This window comes from Acidovorax sp. BL-A-41-H1 (assembly GCF_051942715.1).
This window is the reverse complement of sequence record NZ_JBPVJQ010000004.1, coordinates 186,330-207,615: the sequence shown is the minus strand read 5'-3', so window position 1 is coordinate 207,615 and position 21,286 is coordinate 186,330. Positions and strand designations below refer to the sequence as shown.

General features: G+C 67.7%; 17 protein-coding genes. 11 read left to right on the top strand and 6 right to left on the bottom strand.

The features are described 5' to 3' along the window. Positions 1 to 36: 36 nt before the first annotated feature. Both ACTPOI_RS09955 and ACTPOI_RS09950 read right to left on the bottom strand, forming a co-directional pair. Complete coding sequence (locus ACTPOI_RS09955; RefSeq protein WP_440108467.1) at positions 37 to 1,557, bottom strand: hypothetical protein; 1,521 nt, start codon at positions 1,555 to 1,557, stop codon at positions 37 to 39. Positions 1,558 to 1,559: 2 nt separating this feature from the next. Further along, positions 1,560 to 2,921 (bottom strand): SPFH domain-containing protein, encoded by a 1,362-nt coding sequence (locus ACTPOI_RS09950; RefSeq protein ID WP_440108466.1) that lies wholly within the window; start codon positions 2,919 to 2,921, stop codon positions 1,560 to 1,562. 231 nt (positions 2,922 to 3,152) lie between these two features. Here ACTPOI_RS09950 and ACTPOI_RS09945 point away from each other — a divergent pair, with 231 nt between their 5' ends. The 5 genes from ACTPOI_RS09945 to ACTPOI_RS09925 all read left to right on the top strand — a co-directional run bounded on the left by ACTPOI_RS09945 (position 3,153) and on the right by ACTPOI_RS09925 (position 10,460). Continuing rightward, entirely contained in the window at positions 3,153 to 3,857 is a 705-nt protein-coding gene (locus ACTPOI_RS09945) for a response regulator transcription factor (protein WP_440108465.1), read from the top strand. Between the two features lie 73 nt (positions 3,858 to 3,930). Further along, a complete protein-coding gene (locus tag ACTPOI_RS09940) occupies positions 3,931 to 6,099 on the top strand; it encodes a sensor histidine kinase (RefSeq protein ID WP_440108464.1) in 2,169 nt (722 codons plus the stop codon). Between the two features lie 102 nt (positions 6,100 to 6,201). Next, a complete protein-coding gene (locus tag ACTPOI_RS09935) occupies positions 6,202 to 8,700 on the top strand; it encodes a family 1 glycosylhydrolase (RefSeq protein ID WP_440108463.1) in 2,499 nt (832 codons plus the stop codon). A gap of 87 nt (positions 8,701 to 8,787) precedes the next feature. After that, entirely contained in the window at positions 8,788 to 9,948 is a 1,161-nt protein-coding gene (glf, locus tag ACTPOI_RS09930; protein WP_440108462.1) for a UDP-galactopyranose mutase, read from the top strand. Positions 9,949 to 10,076: 128 nt separating this feature from the next. After that, a complete protein-coding gene (locus tag ACTPOI_RS09925) occupies positions 10,077 to 10,460 on the top strand; it encodes a hypothetical protein (RefSeq protein ID WP_440108461.1) in 384 nt (127 codons plus the stop codon). A gap of 59 nt (positions 10,461 to 10,519) precedes the next feature. Here the strand turns inward: ACTPOI_RS09925 and rpe are convergent, their stop codons facing one another. After that, the gene (gene rpe, locus ACTPOI_RS09920; protein ID WP_440108460.1) at positions 10,520 to 11,203 is read right to left on the bottom strand and encodes a ribulose-phosphate 3-epimerase; all 684 of its coding nucleotides are present in this window, start codon (positions 11,201 to 11,203) and stop codon (positions 10,520 to 10,522) included. A gap of 88 nt (positions 11,204 to 11,291) precedes the next feature. Here rpe and apaG point away from each other — a divergent pair, with 88 nt between their 5' ends. The 4 genes from apaG (at position 11,292) to ACTPOI_RS09900 (ending at position 16,243) form a co-directional block, all read left to right on the top strand. After that, positions 11,292 to 11,699, top strand: a complete 408-nt coding sequence (gene apaG, locus ACTPOI_RS09915; protein ID WP_440108459.1) for a Co2+/Mg2+ efflux protein ApaG — start codon at positions 11,292 to 11,294, stop codon at positions 11,697 to 11,699. Continuing rightward, positions 11,696 to 13,720, top strand: coding sequence for a site-specific recombinase (locus ACTPOI_RS09910; protein ID WP_440108458.1), 2,025 nt, complete (start codon positions 11,696 to 11,698; stop codon positions 13,718 to 13,720). The genes apaG and ACTPOI_RS09910 overlap by 4 nt, the downstream gene beginning before the upstream one ends. A gap of 149 nt (positions 13,721 to 13,869) precedes the next feature. Further along, positions 13,870 to 15,129 carry a cation:proton antiporter gene (locus ACTPOI_RS09905; protein WP_440108457.1) on the top strand — a complete coding sequence of 420 codons (1,260 nt, stop codon included), beginning with the start codon at positions 13,870 to 13,872 and terminating at the stop codon, positions 15,127 to 15,129. Beyond that, positions 15,119 to 16,243, top strand: coding sequence for a YbdK family carboxylate-amine ligase (locus tag ACTPOI_RS09900; RefSeq protein ID WP_440108456.1), 1,125 nt, complete (start codon positions 15,119 to 15,121; stop codon positions 16,241 to 16,243). The genes ACTPOI_RS09905 and ACTPOI_RS09900 overlap by 11 nt, the downstream gene beginning before the upstream one ends. Before the next feature lie 17 nt (positions 16,244 to 16,260). On the opposite strand, the gene ACTPOI_RS09895 is transcribed toward ACTPOI_RS09900, so the two are convergent. Further along, the gene (locus ACTPOI_RS09895) at positions 16,261 to 16,659 is read right to left on the bottom strand and encodes a tautomerase family protein (protein ID WP_440108455.1); all 399 of its coding nucleotides are present in this window, start codon (positions 16,657 to 16,659) and stop codon (positions 16,261 to 16,263) included. A 198-nt stretch (positions 16,660 to 16,857) separates the two neighbouring features. On the opposite strand from ACTPOI_RS09895, the gene ACTPOI_RS09890 reads away from it, so the two are divergent. Next, positions 16,858 to 17,766: a LysR family transcriptional regulator gene (locus tag ACTPOI_RS09890; protein ID WP_440108454.1), complete on the top strand. Its 909-nt coding sequence runs from the start codon at positions 16,858 to 16,860 to the stop codon at positions 17,764 to 17,766. A gap of 59 nt (positions 17,767 to 17,825) precedes the next feature. Then, a complete protein-coding gene (gene thiL / locus ACTPOI_RS09885) occupies positions 17,826 to 18,800 on the top strand; it encodes a thiamine-phosphate kinase (protein WP_440108453.1) in 975 nt (324 codons plus the stop codon). Between the two features lie 64 nt (positions 18,801 to 18,864). Here the strand turns inward: thiL and ACTPOI_RS09880 are convergent, their stop codons facing one another. Further along, positions 18,865 to 20,049: an Acg family FMN-binding oxidoreductase gene (locus tag ACTPOI_RS09880; RefSeq protein ID WP_440108452.1), complete on the bottom strand. Its 1,185-nt coding sequence runs from the start codon at positions 20,047 to 20,049 to the stop codon at positions 18,865 to 18,867. Between the two features lie 81 nt (positions 20,050 to 20,130). Further along, complete coding sequence (locus ACTPOI_RS09875; protein WP_440108451.1) at positions 20,131 to 21,165, bottom strand: NAD-dependent epimerase/dehydratase family protein; 1,035 nt, start codon at positions 21,163 to 21,165, stop codon at positions 20,131 to 20,133. Positions 21,166 to 21,286 lie beyond the last annotated feature (121 nt).

Here is a 21,286-nt window from a genome sequence, read left to right as displayed (position 1 = left end):
CACGCACGGCCATGGTCCAACCCGAGCGATGTTCCTTCAGCGCAGGCTCAGCGTCTGCCGCTTCCACGCCGGGTCCTGCCAGCGCTGGAACAGGGGCAGCGCCGCCACATCGCCCGTGACCCGCTCGGTGGCCAGGCCCTCCAGCCGCACCACCTCAAAGCTCTTGCGGTAGCGGCCCTGGCCCCGGGCTTCGCGGGCCACCAGCATCTGCTGCCCGCCAGGCACCCAGCCAGCCCACTCGGCCACACCGGTTTCGGGCGTGGCGGCGGCGGGTGGCAACACATCGGCCAGCCAGCCGCCCGCCGTCTTGCGCAGCACCCACAGCTCGCGCCAGCCTTCCAGCGGCTGCACCGCCAGCGCCACGGCCGAGCCTTCGCGGTTGGTGGTGGCCGATGCCGCCCACACCACGCCATAGCTGCAGCGGCGCAGCAGCGGCGCGCTGGCGCCGTGCTGGGCATCCACCAACAGTACACAGGTTTCACCCGGTGCGCCGGGCTCGGTCAGCACCGTGGGGCGCGCCCCTGCTATCGACGCCGCTGGCGCTGCCGGAACCAAAGCCCAGCGCACGGCGCTCACGCGCATGGCGGCGTCGTTGTAGGCGCTCTGGTCTTCATCCGGCAGGTCGGCCTTGCTCACGCCACTGAACTCCGTCAGGGCTCGCGCGGCGGCAGCGGCCACGGCGGGGTCGGATGCGCTCTTGCGGGCCTGCTGGAAGGCCATGGCACCCCACACGCTGGCGCGGCGCATCTGTACACGGTTGCGCAGGTAACCGGGCAGGCCTGCCACGTCCACCCGCTCCAGCACGTCGGCCTGCCAGGTGATGACCTTGGCGCGTTCGTGGGCAGGCAGGTCGGGGTTGATGCACTCGGGGCGGGTGAGCGCCAGGGCGGCGCGGGCGCGCTGCCCGGCATCGGCCACCGGCATGGCCAGCAGGCGGCGAAAGGCCTCGCCCTCGTAGCAAACCTGCATGCGGCCCTCGGCTTCGTATGTGGCAAAGCGCACGCCATAGCCGCTGGCCACATCCAGATGGGCCGACAGCGTGGCGCCCGAGGCCTTGCCGGGCACCGCTACCGAGGCACGGCGCGCCAGCCGGTCGGCAAAGGTGCCCAGCGCATCGAAAGCCTGCGCGCCCTCCTCGCCCGCGAGCACCTTTGCAGGGGCCGACTGCAGGTATGCGGCCGCAAGGCCGATGCCCAGCGCCTCGGCACCGGGCGTCTCCTGCACAAAGCGCATCACGGCCAGCAGCGCGGGCGCCTCGGCTTCCATAAGTGCCACACGACGCACATCCGCTGCGCGGATAAAACCGCCGCGCTCGCGCTTGTGGTCCCACACCTGCAGGTAGTCCAGGCGCTCGCCCCGCACTTCCAGCACCTCGCCCTGCCACAGGCTGGCCTGCTGCTGGGCGCCGTCGCGCGGGGCAGCACGCAGGCTGGCCTGGTGCTGCACGACGATGGCACTTCCGAGGCTGGCCGCCGGAGGAAGGGGCGCGGCTTCGGCAGCCACCGTGAGGGCTGCGCTCGCCACAGCGAGCACCAGGGTTGCAACAGTGGTGTCCATGTTCACTGCTCCGAGGTCGTGGCTGCAGCGCTGTCATCGGTCATGGCCGCGGCTGGCGCAGCACCGGCATGGCGGTTGCCGCCCAGCAGTGCGGCACCAATGAAGTCGCCGTTGGTCGGCGGCGGCGCGATGATGACCTGGATCTTGTCCGAGAGCTTGTCGGCCAGCGTCTTCTGGATGAGCAGGGGGTGTTTTGTCACCAGCGCGCCTTCGCGCGCCATCTGCTCGGCGTTGACCTTGCCGATGCGGTCCATGCGGTAGGCCTCGGCCTCGGCCAGCTTCTGGCGGGCATCGGCTTCGCCGTTGGCTTCGATGCGGCGGGCCTGGGCGTTGCCCTCGGCAGCCTTGATACGCGAGACCTTCTCCGCTTCGGCCTCCAGCTGGCGCTGCTCGATCTGGCGCTGCTTGAAGGGCAGCACGTGCTTCATGGCTTCCTCCTGCGCCTTGGCGGCAATCACCTGCTCGCGGGCCGCGGCCTCGGCAGCCACCTCGCGGCGCACCTTGTCAGCGCTGGCATCGAGCTCCGTCTCCTTCACGCGCTTGTCCTTGAGATCCAGCGTGTAACGCATCTTCTCGGACGCCAGCTCTTCGGCCAGCAGGCTGTCCATGCCCCGGCGGTATTCAGCGGGCAGGTCCACCTTGCCAATCTGGAGGCTGCGCAGGGTGACGCCATCGGCCGCCAGGCGGGCACGCAATTCGGTCTCGATGATCTGGGCAATCTCGGCACGCCTGGACGAGAAGATCTCGCGCACCGTATAGCGGGCAAACACCTTGTAAACCAGGCCCTGCACAGCGGGCTCCACGATGTCTCCGGCCACATTGTCGGGCAGGTTGCCAGCCTTGACGGCGGGCGAGGCGGGGTCGAGGGCATAGCGCACGCTCAGGTCCAGCCCCAGCGAGAGGCCTTCCACCGACTGCAGTGGCGCGCTGCCTGTGGCCTGGCGCATGGCCTCTGGTCGGTAGCTCTGGTCACGCAGGGAGAACAGCCGCATCGTGTGCAGGCCGGGCACCACCCACACGCTGCCATCGCGCCACAGGCTCACCGCACCGGTGAACTGGTTCAGCCGCACGCCCAGATCGCCTTGCGCCAGGTGCTGCACGGGCGGGTTGCGATACACCATCAGGCCTGCAGCAGCCACCACGGTACCGGCCACCAGCCAGCGCACGGTGGATGCGGTGGGCAGCAGGTAAGCCCAGTTCAGGCGCGGCGGCGCTTCGATACCGCAGGCTTGGGTATCGCGCACTTCGGCTCGCATACCGTCCTGTAGCCCTGCGTCCGGCACGGGCTCTGCATCCGCTTGCGGCAAAGGACTGGAAGAGCGGCCCTTCAGGGTCTTCACGATGCGGTTCCAGGTGGCTTTCATGGTGTGGTTCTCTCTCGGTTGGGTTTGGTGTTGTTGTCGGTTTCTGAGCCGCCGCCTTGGGTGGCTCATTGAGGACCGATTGTTCGAATCCGCCGCGGAAGCAACAACGCAGCGCCACACCCACTCCCGTCACACCACGGGGCAAGCCTTCCGGCAGCGGAAGAAAAACTCACACCGCACCGGATGGGTGACCGGGATAATCCAGCGACCCACACCACTGCCCCGCTGCCCATGACCCGCATCGCCGTGATCGAAGATGACCTGCCCACCAGCAACCAGCTGGCCGGGTGGATACGCAGCGCCAAAAGCGGCATCGTCATCGACCAGTGGTTCACGCGTGACGAGGCCGAGGCCGCCCTGGCACGCGAGCGCTATGACGCCGTGGTGCTGGACATCGAACTGGGCCGCGAACGCCACGCGGGCGTCGCGCTGATCAACGCGATCAACAAGCTCGGGCATGGCACGCCGGTGCTGGTGGTGTCGGCCATGCCAGCGGCCATCTACCGCAGCATCATGAAGGCGCTCGATGCGTGGGACTACCTGCAGAAAACCACGTTTGAAGAGGCTGATTTCATCGAGACCTTTCTCGACATCCTGCGCACCACGCAGCGTGCGGCGCCGGCTGCCGCTCCATCGGCTGCACCAGCGCCCGGCGATGCCCTGGTGCTGGACCCGCTGTGGCAGCGCACGCCCACCTGGCGCGGCGAGCGCATCAACCTGCCGCTGACGGCCCAGCGCATCCTGGCGACACTGCACCAGCGCAGCGGCGAAGTGGTTTCGTACGATGACCTGTTCGAAGTGGTCAAAAGCGGACGCAACCGCGACAACGTTCGCAAGCACGTGAGCACCATCCGGGAAGCGCTGCGCGAGGTAGACCCGGGATTCGAAGGCATCGAGAACGTGCCCATGCGCGGTTTTCGGTGGACAGGCCGATGACCACGCGTTTGAGTGGGCTCGCGCGCCCGATTCGAACGGTCTGTGTGACGCGCTTGCACCACGTACTGCCCCAATGAAACGCCTGCTCCCCCCGGCACTCGACATCCCCCGGCTGGGCCTGCCCGCGTTCCGCCTGCGCATTCTGGTGCGCGGGGTTTTCGTGCTGCTGGCCCTGGCTACCGTGGCGTTGGCCGTGGTGGTGCTCAAGGACGAGAAAGACCGCGCGTGGCAGGCGTATCAGCATGGCTTTGCACGCAGCCAGGCAGAAGTGATGGCACGGCTGCGCCACCCATCCGGCCAGCTCGCGCTCCTCAACGCCGGGCACCTGGAGCAGGCCGTGACGCCGCTGGCGCCGCTGCTGCTGCCCTTTGCTGCGATTGATTTCGACGACCCGCAAAAGTCCCAGCAGGCGGTGGAGATGGCGGGTTGCTCGGTGCGGTATCTGGATGGTGCTTCGGTATGCGCCGCGATCGGCAACAACCCGTACGCTGGCGGCTTCATCTACCTGGTGGGGAGCTTCTACGCTGGCGAACTGACGCCCCGCGAACGCGGCGCGCTGGTGCCGTCAGACGCGCACCGTGCACGCATTGCGCTGGACATGCGCGGCACCAGCTACCGCTGGATTGCCCCTTACGAAGCGCTGCCCCCTGCGGGCAGCGCAGGCGTGCGGGGCAGGCTCACGGGCTTTGTCGACAACGGCACGCCAGAGCTGGACGCGCGTGCGCGGCCCGTGCGCGACTTCCGCGGATGGCTCTGGCAGAGCGGCCCCTGCCGCGATGTGCCGCCCGCGATGGCTGGCAGCAATACGGCAGGCGAAACAGCCGCTGCCGCGACGTGCCAGCGCCGCACCCACTACTCGATCCGCCTGCCCGTGGAGCTTTTCCGGGAGGCGCTGTTCCGCAGGGACGAGCGCATCGTCTGGCCACCGGCCGACCTGGCCAGCATGCGGCTGCGTGTGGAAATGCTGCCGCCTGGCGAAGAAGCAAAGCCCCTGTTTGACAGCAATGCGCCCGGTGCCCAGCTGGCGTCGTCGCTGGCAGACCTCTCGCGCAGCCTGCTGCCGGGGGAGCGTGTGCAGGTCGACAAGGTTGGCGGTGGCGGTACCGGCCCCGTCACCCTGAAGGGCCTGGAGGTGCAGGCCGAGCCTTCAGCCCCCTGGCTGCTGCGCCTCATCCGCTGGCTGCCGCTGGAGGCCGCGGGCGTGGGCCCGGCTGCCACCCCTGCGCCGGCGCCGACCAGGCAGGAGCTGCTGGAAACGCCAACCGGCACCTACACCGTGGCTTTCACCGGCCACCTGCGCGGCGTGGAGCTGGGGCTGGCCGCGGTGGCTACGCGCCTGTCGTGGTACCTGGGGGCCATGCTCGGGGCCATCGGGCTGGCGTGGCTGGTGATCGAGGTGGGGCTGATCCGCCGCGTGACAGCACTGACGCGGCGAGCCGCGGCCGTGTCGTACAACGTGCAGCCCGGGCACACCGGCCCGCGCCTGGGCGACCTGGACGTATCGGACCTGCGGGGTTCGGACGAGCTTGGCATTCTGGCGGGCGGCCTGGCCGACCTGCTGCAGCGCGTGAAGGACGATATGCACCGCGAGCAACTACGCGCCGGGCAGGAACGCGACATGTGGCACGCGGTGGGCCACGAGATCATGTCGCCCCTGCAGTCGCTGATGGTGCTGCACGGACCGGACGACCCCGGCCACCGCTATGTGCAGCGCATGCAGCAGGCGGTACATGTGCTGTATGGCACGGCGTCACCAGCCGAGGCCCTGCAGGCGGCAGATATGCCCCAGGGCCGGTTGGACCTGAACGACTTTTTGCGCCACGTGGCAGGCAACGCGCATTTCGCTGGCATCGCCGATGTGGTGTACAGCGGTACCGCATCGGCGGTCATCGTGCGCGCCGACGAATTCGCGCTGGAGGACGTGGTCACCCACATCCTGCGCAACGCCGACCGGTATCGCCCCGCAGGCACCCCGATCACGCTGGGCCTCACCGCGTCGGAGTCCACTGCTTGCGCCACCATCCACAACCTCGGTTCCACCATCGAGCCGGCGCTGCTCGATCAGATCTTCGAGCTGGGGGTATCGGACCCGGGCAGCGCGCCAGCCGACGGCCAGGCCAGCCACCGCGGTCAGGGGCTTTTTGTAGCGCGCACCTACATGACCAAGATGGGTGGCACCGTCCATGCGCGCAACACGGGCGATGGTGTGGAGTTCAGGCTGACGTTTCAGCGGCTGGGGTAGGCAGGAAAGTCCGACACGGCCCACCAAGGGCCGGGCGGCGACGGTCGGGCATGCCGATTGCCATGGATGAGAGACAACGCCTCCGTCTCCACATCCTGCCGCATGCCACCTTCCTTCGCACCTGACTCCGTAGCCGCGCGGCACAGGCACGATCCGCACGCCCAGGCCGGGGGCATTTTTCAGTCCTTCTGGATGGGCGGATTCGAAGGCTCTGACCACATCAACAGCCACGGTACGCCGCTGCACCTGAACCACAGCAACGGCCACTGGTCGCCCGGCGCGCTGGATGCCGACTACGCGCGGCTAGCGGCCGTCGGCATCCGCACCGTGCGCGAAAGCATCGGGTGGCGGCTGTCCACCACCCGATGCGGCCAGACCGACCTGCGCCATGTGCGCCGCATTGCCGAGGTGGCGCAGCGCCACGGCATCCAGGTCATCTGGACACTCCACCACTACGGCCTTCCCGAGGGCCTCGGTTTCGAATCGGAAAACCTTGCCGAAGCTTTTGCCGATTTTTGCAATGCTGTCGCGCGCGTGCTGAGCGGAAGCACCGACCGGCCCACGGTGTACCAGCCGGTCAACGAAATCTCGTTTCTGAGCTGGGCTGCGGGCTGCACGCATCTCATGCATCCGTACGTACCGCACTCCCCTGCGCGCGCCTACGACATCAAGTGCCATCTGGTGGGCGCCGTGCTGCGGGGGTGCGATGCGCTCTGGGCCACCGAGCCGCAGGCGCGCATGTTGCACACCGACCCGCTGATCCATGTGGCGCCAGCCACACCCGAAGACCCCGCCCTTTGCGCCGAGGCTGACGCAGTGCGCCTGGCGCAGTTCCAGGCCTGGGACATGCTGCGCGGCGACCTCGAACCCGGGCTGGGGGGCAAAGCGCGCTACCTCGACATCGTGGGCGTGAACTACTACCACGGCAATCAGTGGCTGCACCCCACGCAGGAGCCCCTGCCCTGGCATACCGCCGACCCGCGGCGCCGTCCGCTGGAAGACCTGCTGGCCAACGCCTGGGAGCGCTATGGACGGCCCCTGATCATTTCTGAAACCGGGCATGTGGGTGCTGGCCGCGCTTTATGGCTGGATGACGTGGCCCGCGCAACGCAGCGCTGCCTGGCTCGCGGCGTGCCGCTGGAAGGTATCTGCCTGTACCCATTGATCGACCGGCCCGACTGGGAAGAACCCGCCCATTGGCACCGTAGCGGCCTGTGGGACCTCACGCAAGCGCCGCAGGCCCCGGATGGCACACAGCAGCCGCCCACGCGCGTTTTGCATACGCCCCTGGCCCACCGGCTGCGCCACTGGATGCAGGTTCTGCCAGCCCCGGCCGCATTACCACCCCATTTCCCACATCCCACCACCAGGACCACCGCCATGACCACTCTCATCGTGTTTTCACATCTTCGCTGGGACTTTGTCTACCAGCGTCCGCAGCAGCTGCTTTCCAGGCTGGCCAAGCACCAGCCGGTCATCTTTGTGGAGGAACCCATCCTGAATGCCACCCGCCCCGTGCTGGAGCGCATGCACCCCTGCGAGGGCGTGGAAGTGCTGCGTCCCCACTTGCCAGGGCATGCGCCGGGGTTCCATGACGACCATGTGCCCGCCCTGCGCCACATGCTCAAAGGCTACCTGCGCGAGCAAGGCATTCACGACTACTGGCTATGGTTCTACACACCCATGGCACTGCCGGTCGCTGCCGACCTGCACCCCGGCGGCGTGGTGTACGACTGCATGGACGAGCTGTCGGCCTTTCGCAATGCGCCCGCGCAGATGATCGAGCGCGAACAGGCACTGCTTCAGATGGCCGACCTGGTCTTCACCGGCGGCCACAGCCTGTACGAAGCCAAGCGCCACCGACACCCGCATGTGCACTGCTTTCCCAGCAGTGTGGATGCGGCGCACTACGCGCGGGCAGCGACGGGCAACGTGGACGACAGCGCGCAGGCCCACATCCCCGGCCCACGGCTGGGCTACTTCGGCGTGATCGACGAGCGCATCGACCTGCCCCTGGTGGCCGCCATGGCCGATGCACGCGCTGACTGGCAGGTGGTGATGGTGGGCCCCGTCGTCAAGATCGACCCGGCCAGCCTGCCCCAGCGCCCCAACCTGCACTGGCTGGGCCAGCGCGACTATGCCGACCTGCCCGACCTGATCGCCGGCTGGGACGTGTGCCTCATGCCGTTTGCGCTGAACGAATCCACGCGCTTCATCAGCCCCACCAAGACGCTGGAATACCTGGCCGCCGGCAAGCCGGTGGTGAGCACGCCCATCCGGGATGTGGTCACGCCCTACAGCGGCATCGTGGCCATTGCCGACACGGCAGACGCCTTCATCGCCGCCTGCGAAAAAGCCCTGGCGCGCACGCCCGCCCAGCAGGCGCACGAGGCTGCAGAAACAGGCCGGATCATTGCCGGCACCTCCTGGGACCGCACGGCCAGCGCCATGGCCGAGCTGATGCATGTGTCGGCTTCCGATGCAGTCACCGGAACCGTCACCACAGCGATACCGACCGCTGCCAACCCGCTGCCCGCCTTGCTCGCGACATCGAGGGGCAACACGGGCGGCAGAACCCCCGCCAGTGTGGCGCCCGCCTGACAGGCCTTGCGACGCCCGGTGCGATACCAGGGCCCCGCCACCGCCCCTGCGCCAACCACAAACCCGCCTGAACGAAAGCACTCCCCCATGCCGCCACCCAGCAACCTTTTTGCCGACAGCCAGCCGCCAGGCGAAGGCCGTTATGACTACCTGATCGTCGGGGCCGGATTTGCCGGCTGCGTGCTGGCCGAGCGCTTGGCCACCCAGCTGGACAAGCGGGTCCTGATCATTGACCGCCGCAACCACATCGGCGGCAACGCCTACGACTGCCAGGACGCTGGGGGCGTGATGATCCACCGCTACGGGCCGCACATCTTTCACACCAATTCCGCCAAGGTGTTTGACTATCTCTCGCAGTTCACGCAGTGGCGGCCGTACGAGCACCGCGTGCTGGCCCGGGTGGATGACAAGCTGGTGCCGATACCCATCAACCTCACGACCCTGAACCGCCTGTACGGCCTGAACCTCGACCCTGCGGGCGCGGCGGCGTTTCTGGCAGAGCGTGCCACACCACTGGAGACCATCGCCACGTCGCGCGACGTCGTCGTGAGCCAGGTGGGCGAAGAGCTGTACCGCAAGTTCTTTGAAGGCTACACACGCAAGCAGTGGGGCCGCGATGCGTCGGAGCTCGACAAGGCCGTGACCTCGCGCGTGCCCACACGCACCGACACGGACGACCGTTACTTTCAGGACAAGTACCAGTTCATGCCGCTGCTGGGCTACACCCGCATGTTCAAGCGGATGATCGACCACCCGAACATCGAGTTTCTGCCCCACACCGACTTTGCACAAGTGCGGGGCCTGGTGGACTACGGGCACCTCATCTACTCGGGCCCTGTGGATGAATACTTCGGGTTCTGCTTTGGCAAACTTCCCTACCGGTCCTTGCGCTTCGAGCACGAAACGCTGCAGCGCCCCTGGTACCAGTCGGTGGCGGTGGTCAACTACCCGTCGCCGGATGTGCCGTACACGCGCATCACCGAGTACAAGCACCTCACGGGCCAGAGCGACCCCAAGACCAGCATTACCCGCGAATACCCCACCGATGAGGGCGACCCGTACTACCCCGTGCCGGCGCCCGAAAACGCCGCGCTCTACCGGCGCTACGAAGACCTGGCCGAGCGCACCCCGGGCGTGACCTTTACCGGCCGACTGGGCACGTACAAGTACTACAACATGGACCAGGTGGTGGCGCAGAGCCTGACGCTGTTCCAGCGCATTGCCGAGACAACAGCGGCATCGGCCTGAACCGTGCGCCAAGCGATGTCGGCGCCAGGGGACGACGTTAGCCGTCCGCTCCGTCCGACGCGCAAGCGTTCCCTGGCGGTCTACGCTGCGGGCAACCGTTGACGCCCGTTACATCAGGAGTTCCACCCATGAAGATTGCCATCCGCCTCGCCGCCCCTGCGCTTGCCGCTGCAGCACTGCTCGCACCCTTCGCAGCGGTTTCCCAGACAACCGCCGGATCCACCGCCGAGGAGCGCTATGCCCAGGAGCGCCAAAAGTGCATGACCAGCAATACGCAGGACAGCCAGGCAACCTGTCTGCGCGAGGCCGGTGCGGCGCTCGATGCGTCACGCAGGGGCCAGCTCACCAGCGCGGCGGGCGGTGACGCGGCCACGCAACGCTGTACTGTGTTCAAGGATGCGGCCGAACAGGCCGAATGCGTGCGCCGCGTACAGAACGCGCCTGCCAGCGGCTCGGTTCCGGGCGGTGGCGTGTTGCGCGAATCCACCACCACGGTGACGGTTCCGCAATAACCCCGCCGGAGGCCGCCGCGCCTGCATGCCCGGCCGGGAGGACCTTGCGTTTCTTGGTCTTAGCCCGCCAGCTGGGCCCGCATCGCGTCGATCACGCCGCGGTAGTCGGGCTTGCCGAAAATGGCGCTGCCGGCCACGAACGTATCCGCCCCAGCATCCGCCACGCGGCGGATGTTGTCGGTCTTGATGCCGCCATCCACTTCCAGTCGGATGTCCTTGCCGCTCGCGTCGATGCGCTTGCGTACCGCCTCGATCTTGCGCAGCGCAGAGTCGATAAAGCTCTGGCCACCAAAGCCCGGGTTCACGCTCATGATCAGGATGAGGTCGATGTCATCGATCACCCAGTCCAGCACATCCAGCGGCTCGGCGGGGTTGAACACCAGGCCGGGCTTGACGCCCTTGGCGCGGATCGCCTGGATGCTGCGGTGCACGTGGCCCGATGCGTCGGGGTGGAAGCTGATGTAGTCGGCACCCGCATCTGCAAACGCAGCGGCCAGGGCGTCCACGGGCTGGATCATCAGGTGCACATCAATGGGAACGGCCTTGCCGTCGGGCGTCTTGGCATGGGGCTTGAGTGCCTGGCACACCATGGGCCCAAAGGTCAGGTTGGGCACGTAATGGTTGTCCATCACGTCGAAATGGATCCAGTCGGCGCCAGCGGCAATGACATTGCGCACCTCTTCGCCCAGGCGGGCAAAGTCGGCGGAAAGGATGGAAGGGGCGATTTGGTAGATACGGCTCATCCCCCGATTGTCTCAAAGCGCGCCGGTTGGGGGTTGGCGGCCTGGGGGCATACGCGACAAAAGTGCCGCCACGGTTACCATTCGAGACATGCCCAAGAACCAGTTCGACGTGCAGGTGGTGCCCGAATACCTGCCCGACCAGTCATCCCCCGAAACCGGGGTTTTCAGCTTCGCGTACACCATCACCATCACCAATGTAGGTGACGGCCCGGCGCAGCTGATCTCGCGTCACTGGATCATCAGCGACTCGCACGGCCACACGGAACAGGTCAAGGGCCTGGGCGTGGTAGGCCACCAGCCGCTGCTCAAACCGGGCGAGTCCTTCCAGTACACCAGTGGCTGCCGGCTGCGCACGGCCAGCGGCACCATGCACGGCACCTTTCACTGCGTGACCGAGGAAGGCGTACCGTTTACCGCGCCGGTAACCCTGTTTGTGCTGGAGGCGCTGAGCCACGGGCCCTCGGGCGAACCCATGACCGGCCGGGTGCTGCATTGAGCCGGCGCCTTGCACCGCAAGACCAGCTGACCGATCTGCTGGCACGGCTGGACCCTGATGCGGGGCTGGCGCACCGCCACTTGTGGCTCATCCATCTGCTCGACTGGGTGCGGGGCCCACGGGAATCGGTGCCCGAGTGCATTGCACGCGTGCAGCTTTTTCTCGACGTCGTCCAGGCGCGGCCCGAGCTGCAACAGCGCCTGCAGGCCTGGTGGGCCACGCTGGTGGACCATGTGGACATCACCACGCTGCTGGCCGACTTCGGCTTTGCCCCCCGCACAGCACTGGTCAGCGAAATCGCCGAGCGGCTGCGCATGAAGCTGCTGCCCGGCAGCCCCGAAACCATCGACGCGTCCGAGCTGTTCATGCTGGCGCTGCCCACCGCCTTTGACGCGCAGTGGCTGGTGGCCATGTCCGAGGCGCAGCTCCACCAGCTTGTCACCCTGCTGTCGCCCCCTGCCCTGCCGAACGAAGCCGCCAGCGCAGGCGGGGCAACGCTGTGGCACCGGGCGCTGCTCGACGCCATCACCTACTGCGCGGGCCAGATCCTGTCGACCGGCTTTGCACCCGAGCTGCGCCTGCGCATGAGCGAGACCACGCGCGAAGGGCAGCCATTTCATGCCCTGATCCGCGATGTGGAAAGCCTGCGCGTGGAGGTGCTGCACGCCCTGCGCACGCCCGACCGGCTCAACGAGGCGGCCCAGCGCCTGCGCGAGCGGCTGGAAGCCTGCCGCGCTGCCGCTGCCACTGTGTACACGCACTTTGAAGACAACGGCATTTCGGTCGGCCTGGTGTTCCGGCTGCGGCAACTGCGCGAACGCATCCTGCGCGTGCGCGAACTGCTGGACTGCCTGCTGTCGCCCCAGCCTGCGGTCACCGCAGCCCTGCTGATGTCGCACCTGGTGATGGTCGGCCAGGAACGCCGCAGCCTGCGCGCGCTGATGGCCTCCAACTCGTCGCTGCTGGCCGCCAAGGTGGCCGAACGCAGTGCCGAGACGGGCGAGCACTACATCACCCGCAACGGCGCCCAATACCGCGAAATGCTCCGCAAATCCGCTGGCGGCGGCGCCCTGATGGCACTGACCACGCTGGCGAAGTTCGGGTTGTACACGCTGGCGCTGTCGGCCTTCTGGGGGGGCTTCTGGGCGGGTGTGAACTACGCGGTGTCGTTCGTGCTGATCCAGCTGCTGCACTTCACGGTGGCCACCAAGCAGCCCGCGATGACCGCACCAGCCATGGCCGCCAAGCTCAAGGACCTGAACACCAGCGGTGCTGTGGAGTCGTTTGTGGACGAAGTCACCCACCTGGTGCGCTCGCAGGTGGCCGCCGTGCTGGGCAATGTGCTGGTGGTGTTCCCCGCAGTGCTGGGCCTGTCGCTCCTGATGGCGCTGGCGCTGGACCGGCCGGCAATCAGCCACCACACGGCCGAGCATGTGCTGGAGTCGCTGCACCTGCTGGGCCCCTCCGTGCTCTTTGCGGCCTTCACGGGCGTGCTGCTGTTCTCGTCAAGCATCATCGCGGGCTGGACGGAAAACTGGTTCGTGCTGAACCGGCTTGATTCGGCCATCCACTACAACCCGCGCATCACCCGCCTGCTGGGTGCGCCGCGTGCGGCCCGCTGGGCGCGCTTTCTGCGCGAGAACATCTCGGGCTTTGCGGCCAACATCTCGCTGGGCTTCATGCTTGGACTGGTGCCGCCGATTGCCGCCTTCTTCGGGCTGGGTCTCGATGTGCGCCACGTCACGCTGTCGACCGGGCAGATGGGCGCGGCCGCGGCATCGCTGGGCATGGAAGCGCTGCACATGCCGGCCTTCTGGTGGGCTGTGGCCACGCTGCCACTGCTGGGCGTGCTCAACGTGTCGGTGAGCTTTTATCTAGCGTTCAGCGTGGCACTGCGGGCGCACAGCGTGAGCGGCGTGCAGCGATCAGAACTCTACGCAGCCATCCGCCGGCGCATGCGCATCGCGCCCCTGTCATTCTTTGTTCCCGCGCGCAACGCGCCGGATACCCCTGCACACTGAGCGGAAAAACCACGCCCCTGTCCTACAGGGGTGCTGTGTTTGAACCTGTAAATTTGGGCGCAACCGGCAACGCCGCCTTCTTGCGAAGGCCGGGCGCTGCCTGCCAATCCCAACGGGCGCCAGCCCGTCTGATACGAGGTTCCATTCCAATGAACGAAATCCTGAGCTTCTGGGCGCAATGGCTGCGGCCCTCGGCCGGGCTGCCCACGGTGCAATGGTCGCTGCTGCTGGCGGTGGCCGCCATGGCCGGCTACCTGACGCAGCGCCACACGGGCCTGCCCAAGGTACTGGGCTACTCGCTGGTGGGCACGGCCGCAGGCCTCGCCGGGTTCAGCGGGGCCGTGTGGCCGCTGCAGGGCATCGGCCTGTTCCTGCTGGAACTGGGCATTGCCCTGGTGCTGTTTGAATGTGGCGGGCGCATTCCGCTGCGCTGGTTCCGCCACAACCCGATGGTGCTGGTGCAGAGCATTGCCGAATCGGTACTGACCTACTTTGCCGTGTACTGGGTGCTGGTGTGGCTGCAGCTGCCCGCGCAGGCCGCTGGCCCGCTGGCGCTGGTGGCCCTGGCCGCATCGCCCGCGGTGCTGACGCGGGTGGTCAACGACACCCGCGCCGCCGGCCCGGTGACAGAGCGCGCCATCGTGCTCACCACGCTGTCCACGCTGTACGCACTCACGCTGGGCAGCGCCAAGGCCGAACTCATCAACCGGCAGAGCGTGACGCTGATGGAAACCGTGTACCCCGTGGTGGTGGTGCTGGGGGTCTCCATCGTCATTGCCGCCGTGCTGGCCTTGGTGCTGCGCATGGCCCTGCGCTTCATGAGTCCGACGAGCGAGAACACCTCCATGCTGTTCCTGGCGCTGGTCGCCGCGGGCACGGCCGTGGCTGCGCACATGGGCGGCTCGGCCCCGCTGGCGGCGCTGCTGGGCGGCATGCTGCTCAAGCAGCTCAACCCACGCCCCTGGGCGTGGCCGCGGCAACTGGGCAATGCATCGTCGCTGCTGACCATGCTGATGTTTGTGCTGGTGTCCACCGTGGCGGCGCAGGCCGACTGGAGCGCGCCTGTGGCCGGGGTGGTGCTGGCACTGATTGCCGTACGCCTGCTGGCCAAGGCCCTGGGCGTGGCTCTGGGCAACGTGGGCAGCGGCGCCAGCTGGAAGCAGGCTTTCTGGGTGGGCTGTGCGATGACGCCGATGTCGTCCATCGCACTGCTGATTGCCTCGCAGTTCGTGCTGGCATCACCCGCCACCGGCCATGTGATTGCCGGCGTGGCGCTACCGGCAATCTTGCTGATGGAAGTGCTGGGCGCGGTGATTGCCACCGTGGCCATTTACCGTGCGGGCGAGAGCTCGAAACCCTGGGCACCGCTGACCCGCGGCCACAACGGAGACAACCCCCGTGAGTCTTGAAGCCTTCAACCATTCCGAACCGCTGACGCTGGGCGTGGAGCTGGAGCTGCAGCTCGTCAATACCAACGATTACGACCTGGCGCCGTATGCCGAGGACATGCTGCGCCTCATGCAGAAAACCCCGCTGCCCGGCAGCGTGGTGCCCGAGATGACGAACAGCATGATCGAGATATCCACGGGCATCTGTCACTCCAGCAGCGAGGTGCTGGGCCAGCTCACGCCCATCCGCGATGCGCTGGTCAAAAGCGCCGACAAGCTCAACATCGCCGTGGTCGGTGGCGGCACGCACCCCTTCCAGCAGTGGCACGAGCGGCGCATCTACGACAAGCCCCGCTTTCGCGAGCTGTCGGAACTGTACGGTTATCTCTCCAAGCAGTTCACCATCTTCGGCCAGCACGTGCACATCGGCTGCCCGGATGCCAATGCCGCGCTGTTGATGCTGCACCGCATGAGCCGCTACATCCCGCACTTCATTGCGCTGTCGGCATCAAGCCCCTACGTGCAGGGGCAGGACACCGCCTTTGATTCGGCGCGGCTGAACTCGGTGTTCGCATTCCCGCTGTCGGGCCGCGCGCCCATGGCGTTGACGTGGGACGACTTCACGGTGTACTTCGACAAGATGACGCGCACTGGCGTGGTCAAGAGCATGAAGGATTTTTACTGGGACATCCGCCCCAAGCCCGAGTTCGGCACCATCGAGATCCGCGTGTTCGACACCCCGCTCACCATCGAACGCGCTGCCGCGCTGGCCGGCTACGTGCAGGCGCTGGGCGCCTGGTTTTTGGCCGACCAGCCCTTCATGCCCGAGGAAGACGATTACCTCGTCTACACCTACAACCGCTTCCAGGCCTGCCGCTTTGGCATGGATGCCGTGTATGTAGACCCGGCCACGGGCGACCACATGCCCCTGCGCGAACACATCCTGCGCACCATGGACCGCATTGCCACGCATGCCGCCATGCAGGGCTCGGCCAGCGCCATGCACATGCTGCGCACCGAGGTCGAGGCAGGGCAGAACGACGCGCGCTGGCTGCGGCAGCGGCAAAGCGAAGAGCAGCTGCTGGCGGAAGTCAGCCGCCAGGCGGCGCAGCGGTTTCGGGGCGCCACGGCCTGATCGGCGATACCGTGCGCCTACGCAGCTAGCGCCTGTTTGCGCGCCTGCTGCGTCAGCCCGCCATAGCCCCAGTCGCTGGCGGGCAGCTCACGCACCAACACATAGCTGGCTTCGGCCAGCGTGCTGCCGGCGGCCAGCTGGTGCTGCAGCTCGGCAAAGGCTGCCTGGATGAAAGCGGCCTTCTGATCAGACGTATTCGTGCCCTGCGTGATGCTGATCTCCAGCATCGCCGTGGGCTGCACCGGCAGCGCGCCGCCGATGTACCAGCGCCCGGCAGGCAGTGCTTCGACCACCACCGCCGTCACGGCGCGGCGCTTGCCCAGGTGCTTCACGGTCAGGTCGGTGAGAGCGCTGGCCAGCTTTTGGCAGCGCTGCGCATCTTGCGGTGGCGTGATTTTCAGGATCAGGGTGGGCATCGTTTGGGCTCCAGGGTAGGTCAGGGGTAATCAAGGGGAATGGCGCTCCAGCGCATCGTTCAGCCCCGCCGCCTGCGGCAATGCAGGCCGTCTGCAGGGCTGGCCGCCACTGTAGGCAGCGCCGCACTTCGCGGAAACGGCCCGCTGTGCAAGACCGTTTTGCTGTTTCCGCAAGCGCGCGGCCCTTACCATCGCCGCATGCGCGAGATCCGCTTTGAAGACATGCACCTGTTCGCACGCGTGGCCGACCTGGGCTCGCTCTCGGCGGTGGCGCGCGAGCGCGACGCGCCGGTGAGCCAGGTTTCGCGCACGCTGGCGCGCATCGAGAAAGCCTGCGGCGCGCGCCTGCTGCACCGTTCCACCCATGGCTTGGCACTCACGGCCGAAGGGCAGACGTTTCTGGACTATTGCCGCCGCATTACCGGCACGCTCGACGAGCTGGAAGGCGAATTCGCCAGCCACAGCGGCCAGCCAGCGGGCTGGGTGCGCGTGGCCTGCAGCGCGGTGGTGGCCGAGCATCTGCTGATACCCAGCCTCGACAGCCTTCAGCAGCAATATCCGCTGCTGCGCGTGGAACTGCTGGTGGACGACCGCCTGGCCGACATGGTGCAGGGCGGCATCGACATCGCCATCCGCACCGGCCCGCCGCAGACCGACACCGTGGTGGCTCGCCCGCTGGGCACCCTGGCGCGCGGCCTGTATGCCACGCCGGGCTACCTGCAGGCGCACGGCCTGCCCGAGCACCCTGACGATCTGCACCGGCACCGGCTCATCACCAACACCACAGCGACGTTTCTGAACCACTGGCCTTTCCAACTCGACGGTGGCACGCATGTATTCGCAGCAGAGGGGCACTGGCGCTCGGGTAGCACGGCCATCACCGCGCGCATGGCGCTGCAAGGGTTAGGAATTGCGCGGCTCGCCACGCTGGTGGCTGAACCCCTTGTCCGCCAAGGTTTGCTGGCACCCGTGCTGGCACAGTGCGTGGAACTGCAGCCCAGCCCCCTCCATGCCATCACGCTCACCCGCCGCCACCGGCTCCCCAAAATACAGGCCTGCATCGACCACTGGGCCCGGTGCTTTGCCGATCAGGAACACAGCGTGTGAAAGCCCCGTTCTCACCGCCTTCGCACCACACACCAACGCACTCACGCACGCACACCACCATGGGTGAATTCGATCTCATCGCGCGCTACTTCACACGCCCCGTGCGCAAGGCTGCCCTGGGCGTGGGGGATGACTGCGCGCTGCTGGCACCTGCGCCCGGCATGCAGCTGGCCATTTCCAGCGACATGCTGGTGGAAGGCCGCCACTTTTTTGCCAACGTGGACCCCGAGGCGCTGGGCCACAAGGCGCTGGCGGTGAACCTGTCGGACCTGGCGGCGTGCGGCGCCAAGCCGCTCGCTTTCACACTGGCTCTGTCACTGCCCCGCGTGGATGAAATCTGGCTGGCGGGCTTCTCGCGCGGGCTGTGGGCCCTGGCGGACGAACACGGCTGCGAGCTGATAGGCGGCGACACCACGCAGGGCCCGCTCAACATCTGCATCACCGTGTTCGGCGAGGTGCCCGCCGGCCAGGCCCTGCTGCGCAGCGGCGCCCAGCCGGGGGACGACATCTACGTGAGCGGCACGCTGGGCGATGCGCGGCTGGCGCTGGAAGCCCTGCTGGGCCACATCACCCTGCCCGCCGATGTGCTGGCTTGCGCCCGCCAGCGGCTGGAGCGCCCCACACCCCGCGTGGCTCTGGGGCTGGCGCTGCGCGGCGTGGCCAGCAGTGCCATGGATGTGAGCGACGGGCTGTTGGGCGACCTTTCGCACATCCTCAAGGCATCGGGGGCAGGTGCGCGCATCGATACGCATTTTGCTTCACTTTTGATAGCGCAACAGGCAAACGATTCGTGGGCCTCTGCCCGATTTGACCTAGAAATGGTCCGCCAGTGCACCCTGTCGGGCGGCGACGACTACGAGCTGACCTTCACCGCGCCGCCCGAGCGGCGTGACGCTGTGGCCGCAGCCGCCCAGGCCAGTTCCACGCCAGTGACCCGCATCGGCACCGTGCTCGCCCAGCCCGGGCTGCAGCTGGTGGATGCGACTGGCGCGCCGGTGCCCCATCGCTACGCATCGTTCAACCACTTTGCGTGACCGCCGGTGCTGCGGCGTTACCCGCCGGCATGCGGTACAGGCACGGACGGGCTACTAGCGGACTTCAGGCCCGTACAAACTGCGCCAGCGGCCGGCGCGGCGTGGCAGGCACCGCGCCCTGAGGGTAGCCAATGCGGCAGAACATCTGCACGGTTTCGTCGCCCGCAGCGCGCGGCGCGGGCTTGCCCAGCACCAGCTGGTGCAACTGCTGGTAGTGCGGCGCCATTTCGGAAAACTCCTGCGCCGCCTGGCTCATGGGGTGCACGCCCACGCCCAGCGCGGTGGACTGCAGCTGCATCCGCACATAGGCACGGCCCGCATTGATCTGGTCGCTGCGCGTGTTGCCGCCGGTGATCCACACAAAGCCCATGGCCGTGCGGCTGTGGCCCTCGAAGCGGTCCATCGCGCTCTTGTAGGCCGCGCTGCCCTCGGCCGGTGGGGCCGTGCGGTCAAACATGCCCAGCGCCGTCACAGCCCGAATGAACGGTGAGTTCAACGAGATACCGTCGCGGTGCTGCAGGATCTCGGCCGGGCCCACCCGGGTGAGGTGGATGCTCTCCATCATCGTGCGTGGCGTGAGCAGCTCGACCTTGGCGGACTCCCAGCACAGCGTGCGCAGGGCGGGCAGCCGGGCGGCATCCACCGTGCCACCGGTGCGCAGGCCGGGCAGCGCCGGGGCCGTGTCACGCAGCAGGGTCGCCAGCGTGTCGGGCGCCACGGGGCGGGTGGTGTCGTAATCGGACTTGGGCGTGCGGCGCTGGAGCACCTGCGAAAACAGCGGGTCAGGTTTGCCGCCGGACGACAGCTGCAGCACTGCCACGGGCCGCTCGCTCCAGCCCTTGAGGTCACCGGGCAGTTCGCCCTCGGGCCACAGGCGCACCTCGCTCTGCAACCCCTCTTGTGCCAGCGCCATCACCAGCAGCTCCAGAAATGCGCCGTGGCCAATCAGGATCTGGCGGCCGAACGGATCGGTCTGCGGCAGCACGCGCTGCGGGTCGGTGGTGATGGTGATGCGGCCCGGCACGCGCAGGTCGGCCACCCAGGGCTGCAGGTTGTGCGGGTTGGGCGCGGTGATGGCATAGGCCAGCGCACGCTTGCGCGGGTCGCCCAGCTCGCCGGGGCCACGCCAGGCTTCGACCGCAGCGGGCGGATATTCGCCACTGAACGCGCCGCAGGCCGACAGCGAGGCGGCCGATGCAGCGATGACGGTACCGCCGCCAGCCAGGCGGATGAAGTTTCGACGGTTCATGAAAAGCTCCTCGGGCCGGTGGCCCTGTCGTGGGGGTGGTGCAAAAGCGATGAAGGGGATGCGGCCGCGATCAGTGCGGAATCAGGCAGACACCGTGCGAACGGCCACGCGCCGTGGCCACCCCATGTCGTCCAGCGACTGGTGCACAGCCTGCGCAAACGGCGTGTGCGGCTCGGGCCCGATCAGGGCGCACAAGCGGCTGTTGTCGAGCTGGTGCGGCGTGGTCCACAGGTAGCGCATGGATGCCAGCGCAGCCAGCGTCGGCACGGCCAGGCCCGCCAGGCGCAGCAGCGGCCACGGCAAAGACCGCACGCGCAGCGCGCGCCCCGGAGGCAGCCAGCCGCGCGCCACCGCTTCATCGCCCAGGGCCTGCAGCCACGGTTGCGCGGTGACGGCATGGCCCGCGAAATGCAAGCTGTCGAAAGGGGCCAGCCGGTGCCGGTGCTGCGCCACCTGCACCAGCGCCGCAGCCAGGTCGGGCAGGTACGCCCAGGGCGTCATGGCCTGCTGCGGGCCGGGCCAGGTCACGCGGCCGTGGGGCAGGTCTTTGGCAATGGCCTGGTCGAGCCAGCTGCCGGTGCCACTGCCAAAGAAGTTGCCCGCGCGCAGCACCACGGCGCGCATCACGCCATCACGCGTGGCGGCATGCAGGCGCTGCTCCAGCTGTACGCGCATGGCACCCATGGGCGTGGTGGGCTGCTGGGGCGTGCCTTCGTACAGCACCGCAGGCATGCCCTGCCCGTAGTTGTACACATTGCCTGGCAGCATGAGCGTGGCGCGCAGCTGGCGGGCTACGGCAATGGCAGCATCCATCAGGGCGGGCGCTTCGTCGCGCCAGGCCTTGTGCGTGTAGGCCGGGTTCAGTGCATGCACCACCACCTGCGCGCCATGGGCCTGGGCCGCCAGCGCCGCTGCGTTGTGCACATCGGCCTGCAGCCACCACACGCCAGGGATGGCGGGCACCCCTTGCGCGCCGGGCCGCACCTGCGCTACCACCTGCCACCCGGCCTGGGCAAACGCCCGCACGGCAGCAAGCCCGAACCGGCCCCGGGCGCCCAGCACCAGCACGGTGGAAGGAGCGGCAGGGGCTGCGTCGGCAAAGCGGTGGGGGGACATGGCGGGCTCCGTTGCAAAAGTGAATGGAGCGATTGTGGAAACAGCCGCCACACAACACAATTGCCTAACTCGCCATAGCAGAAATGCATTTATGAATAGCTCCTTGCCCGCAGAATCGGCA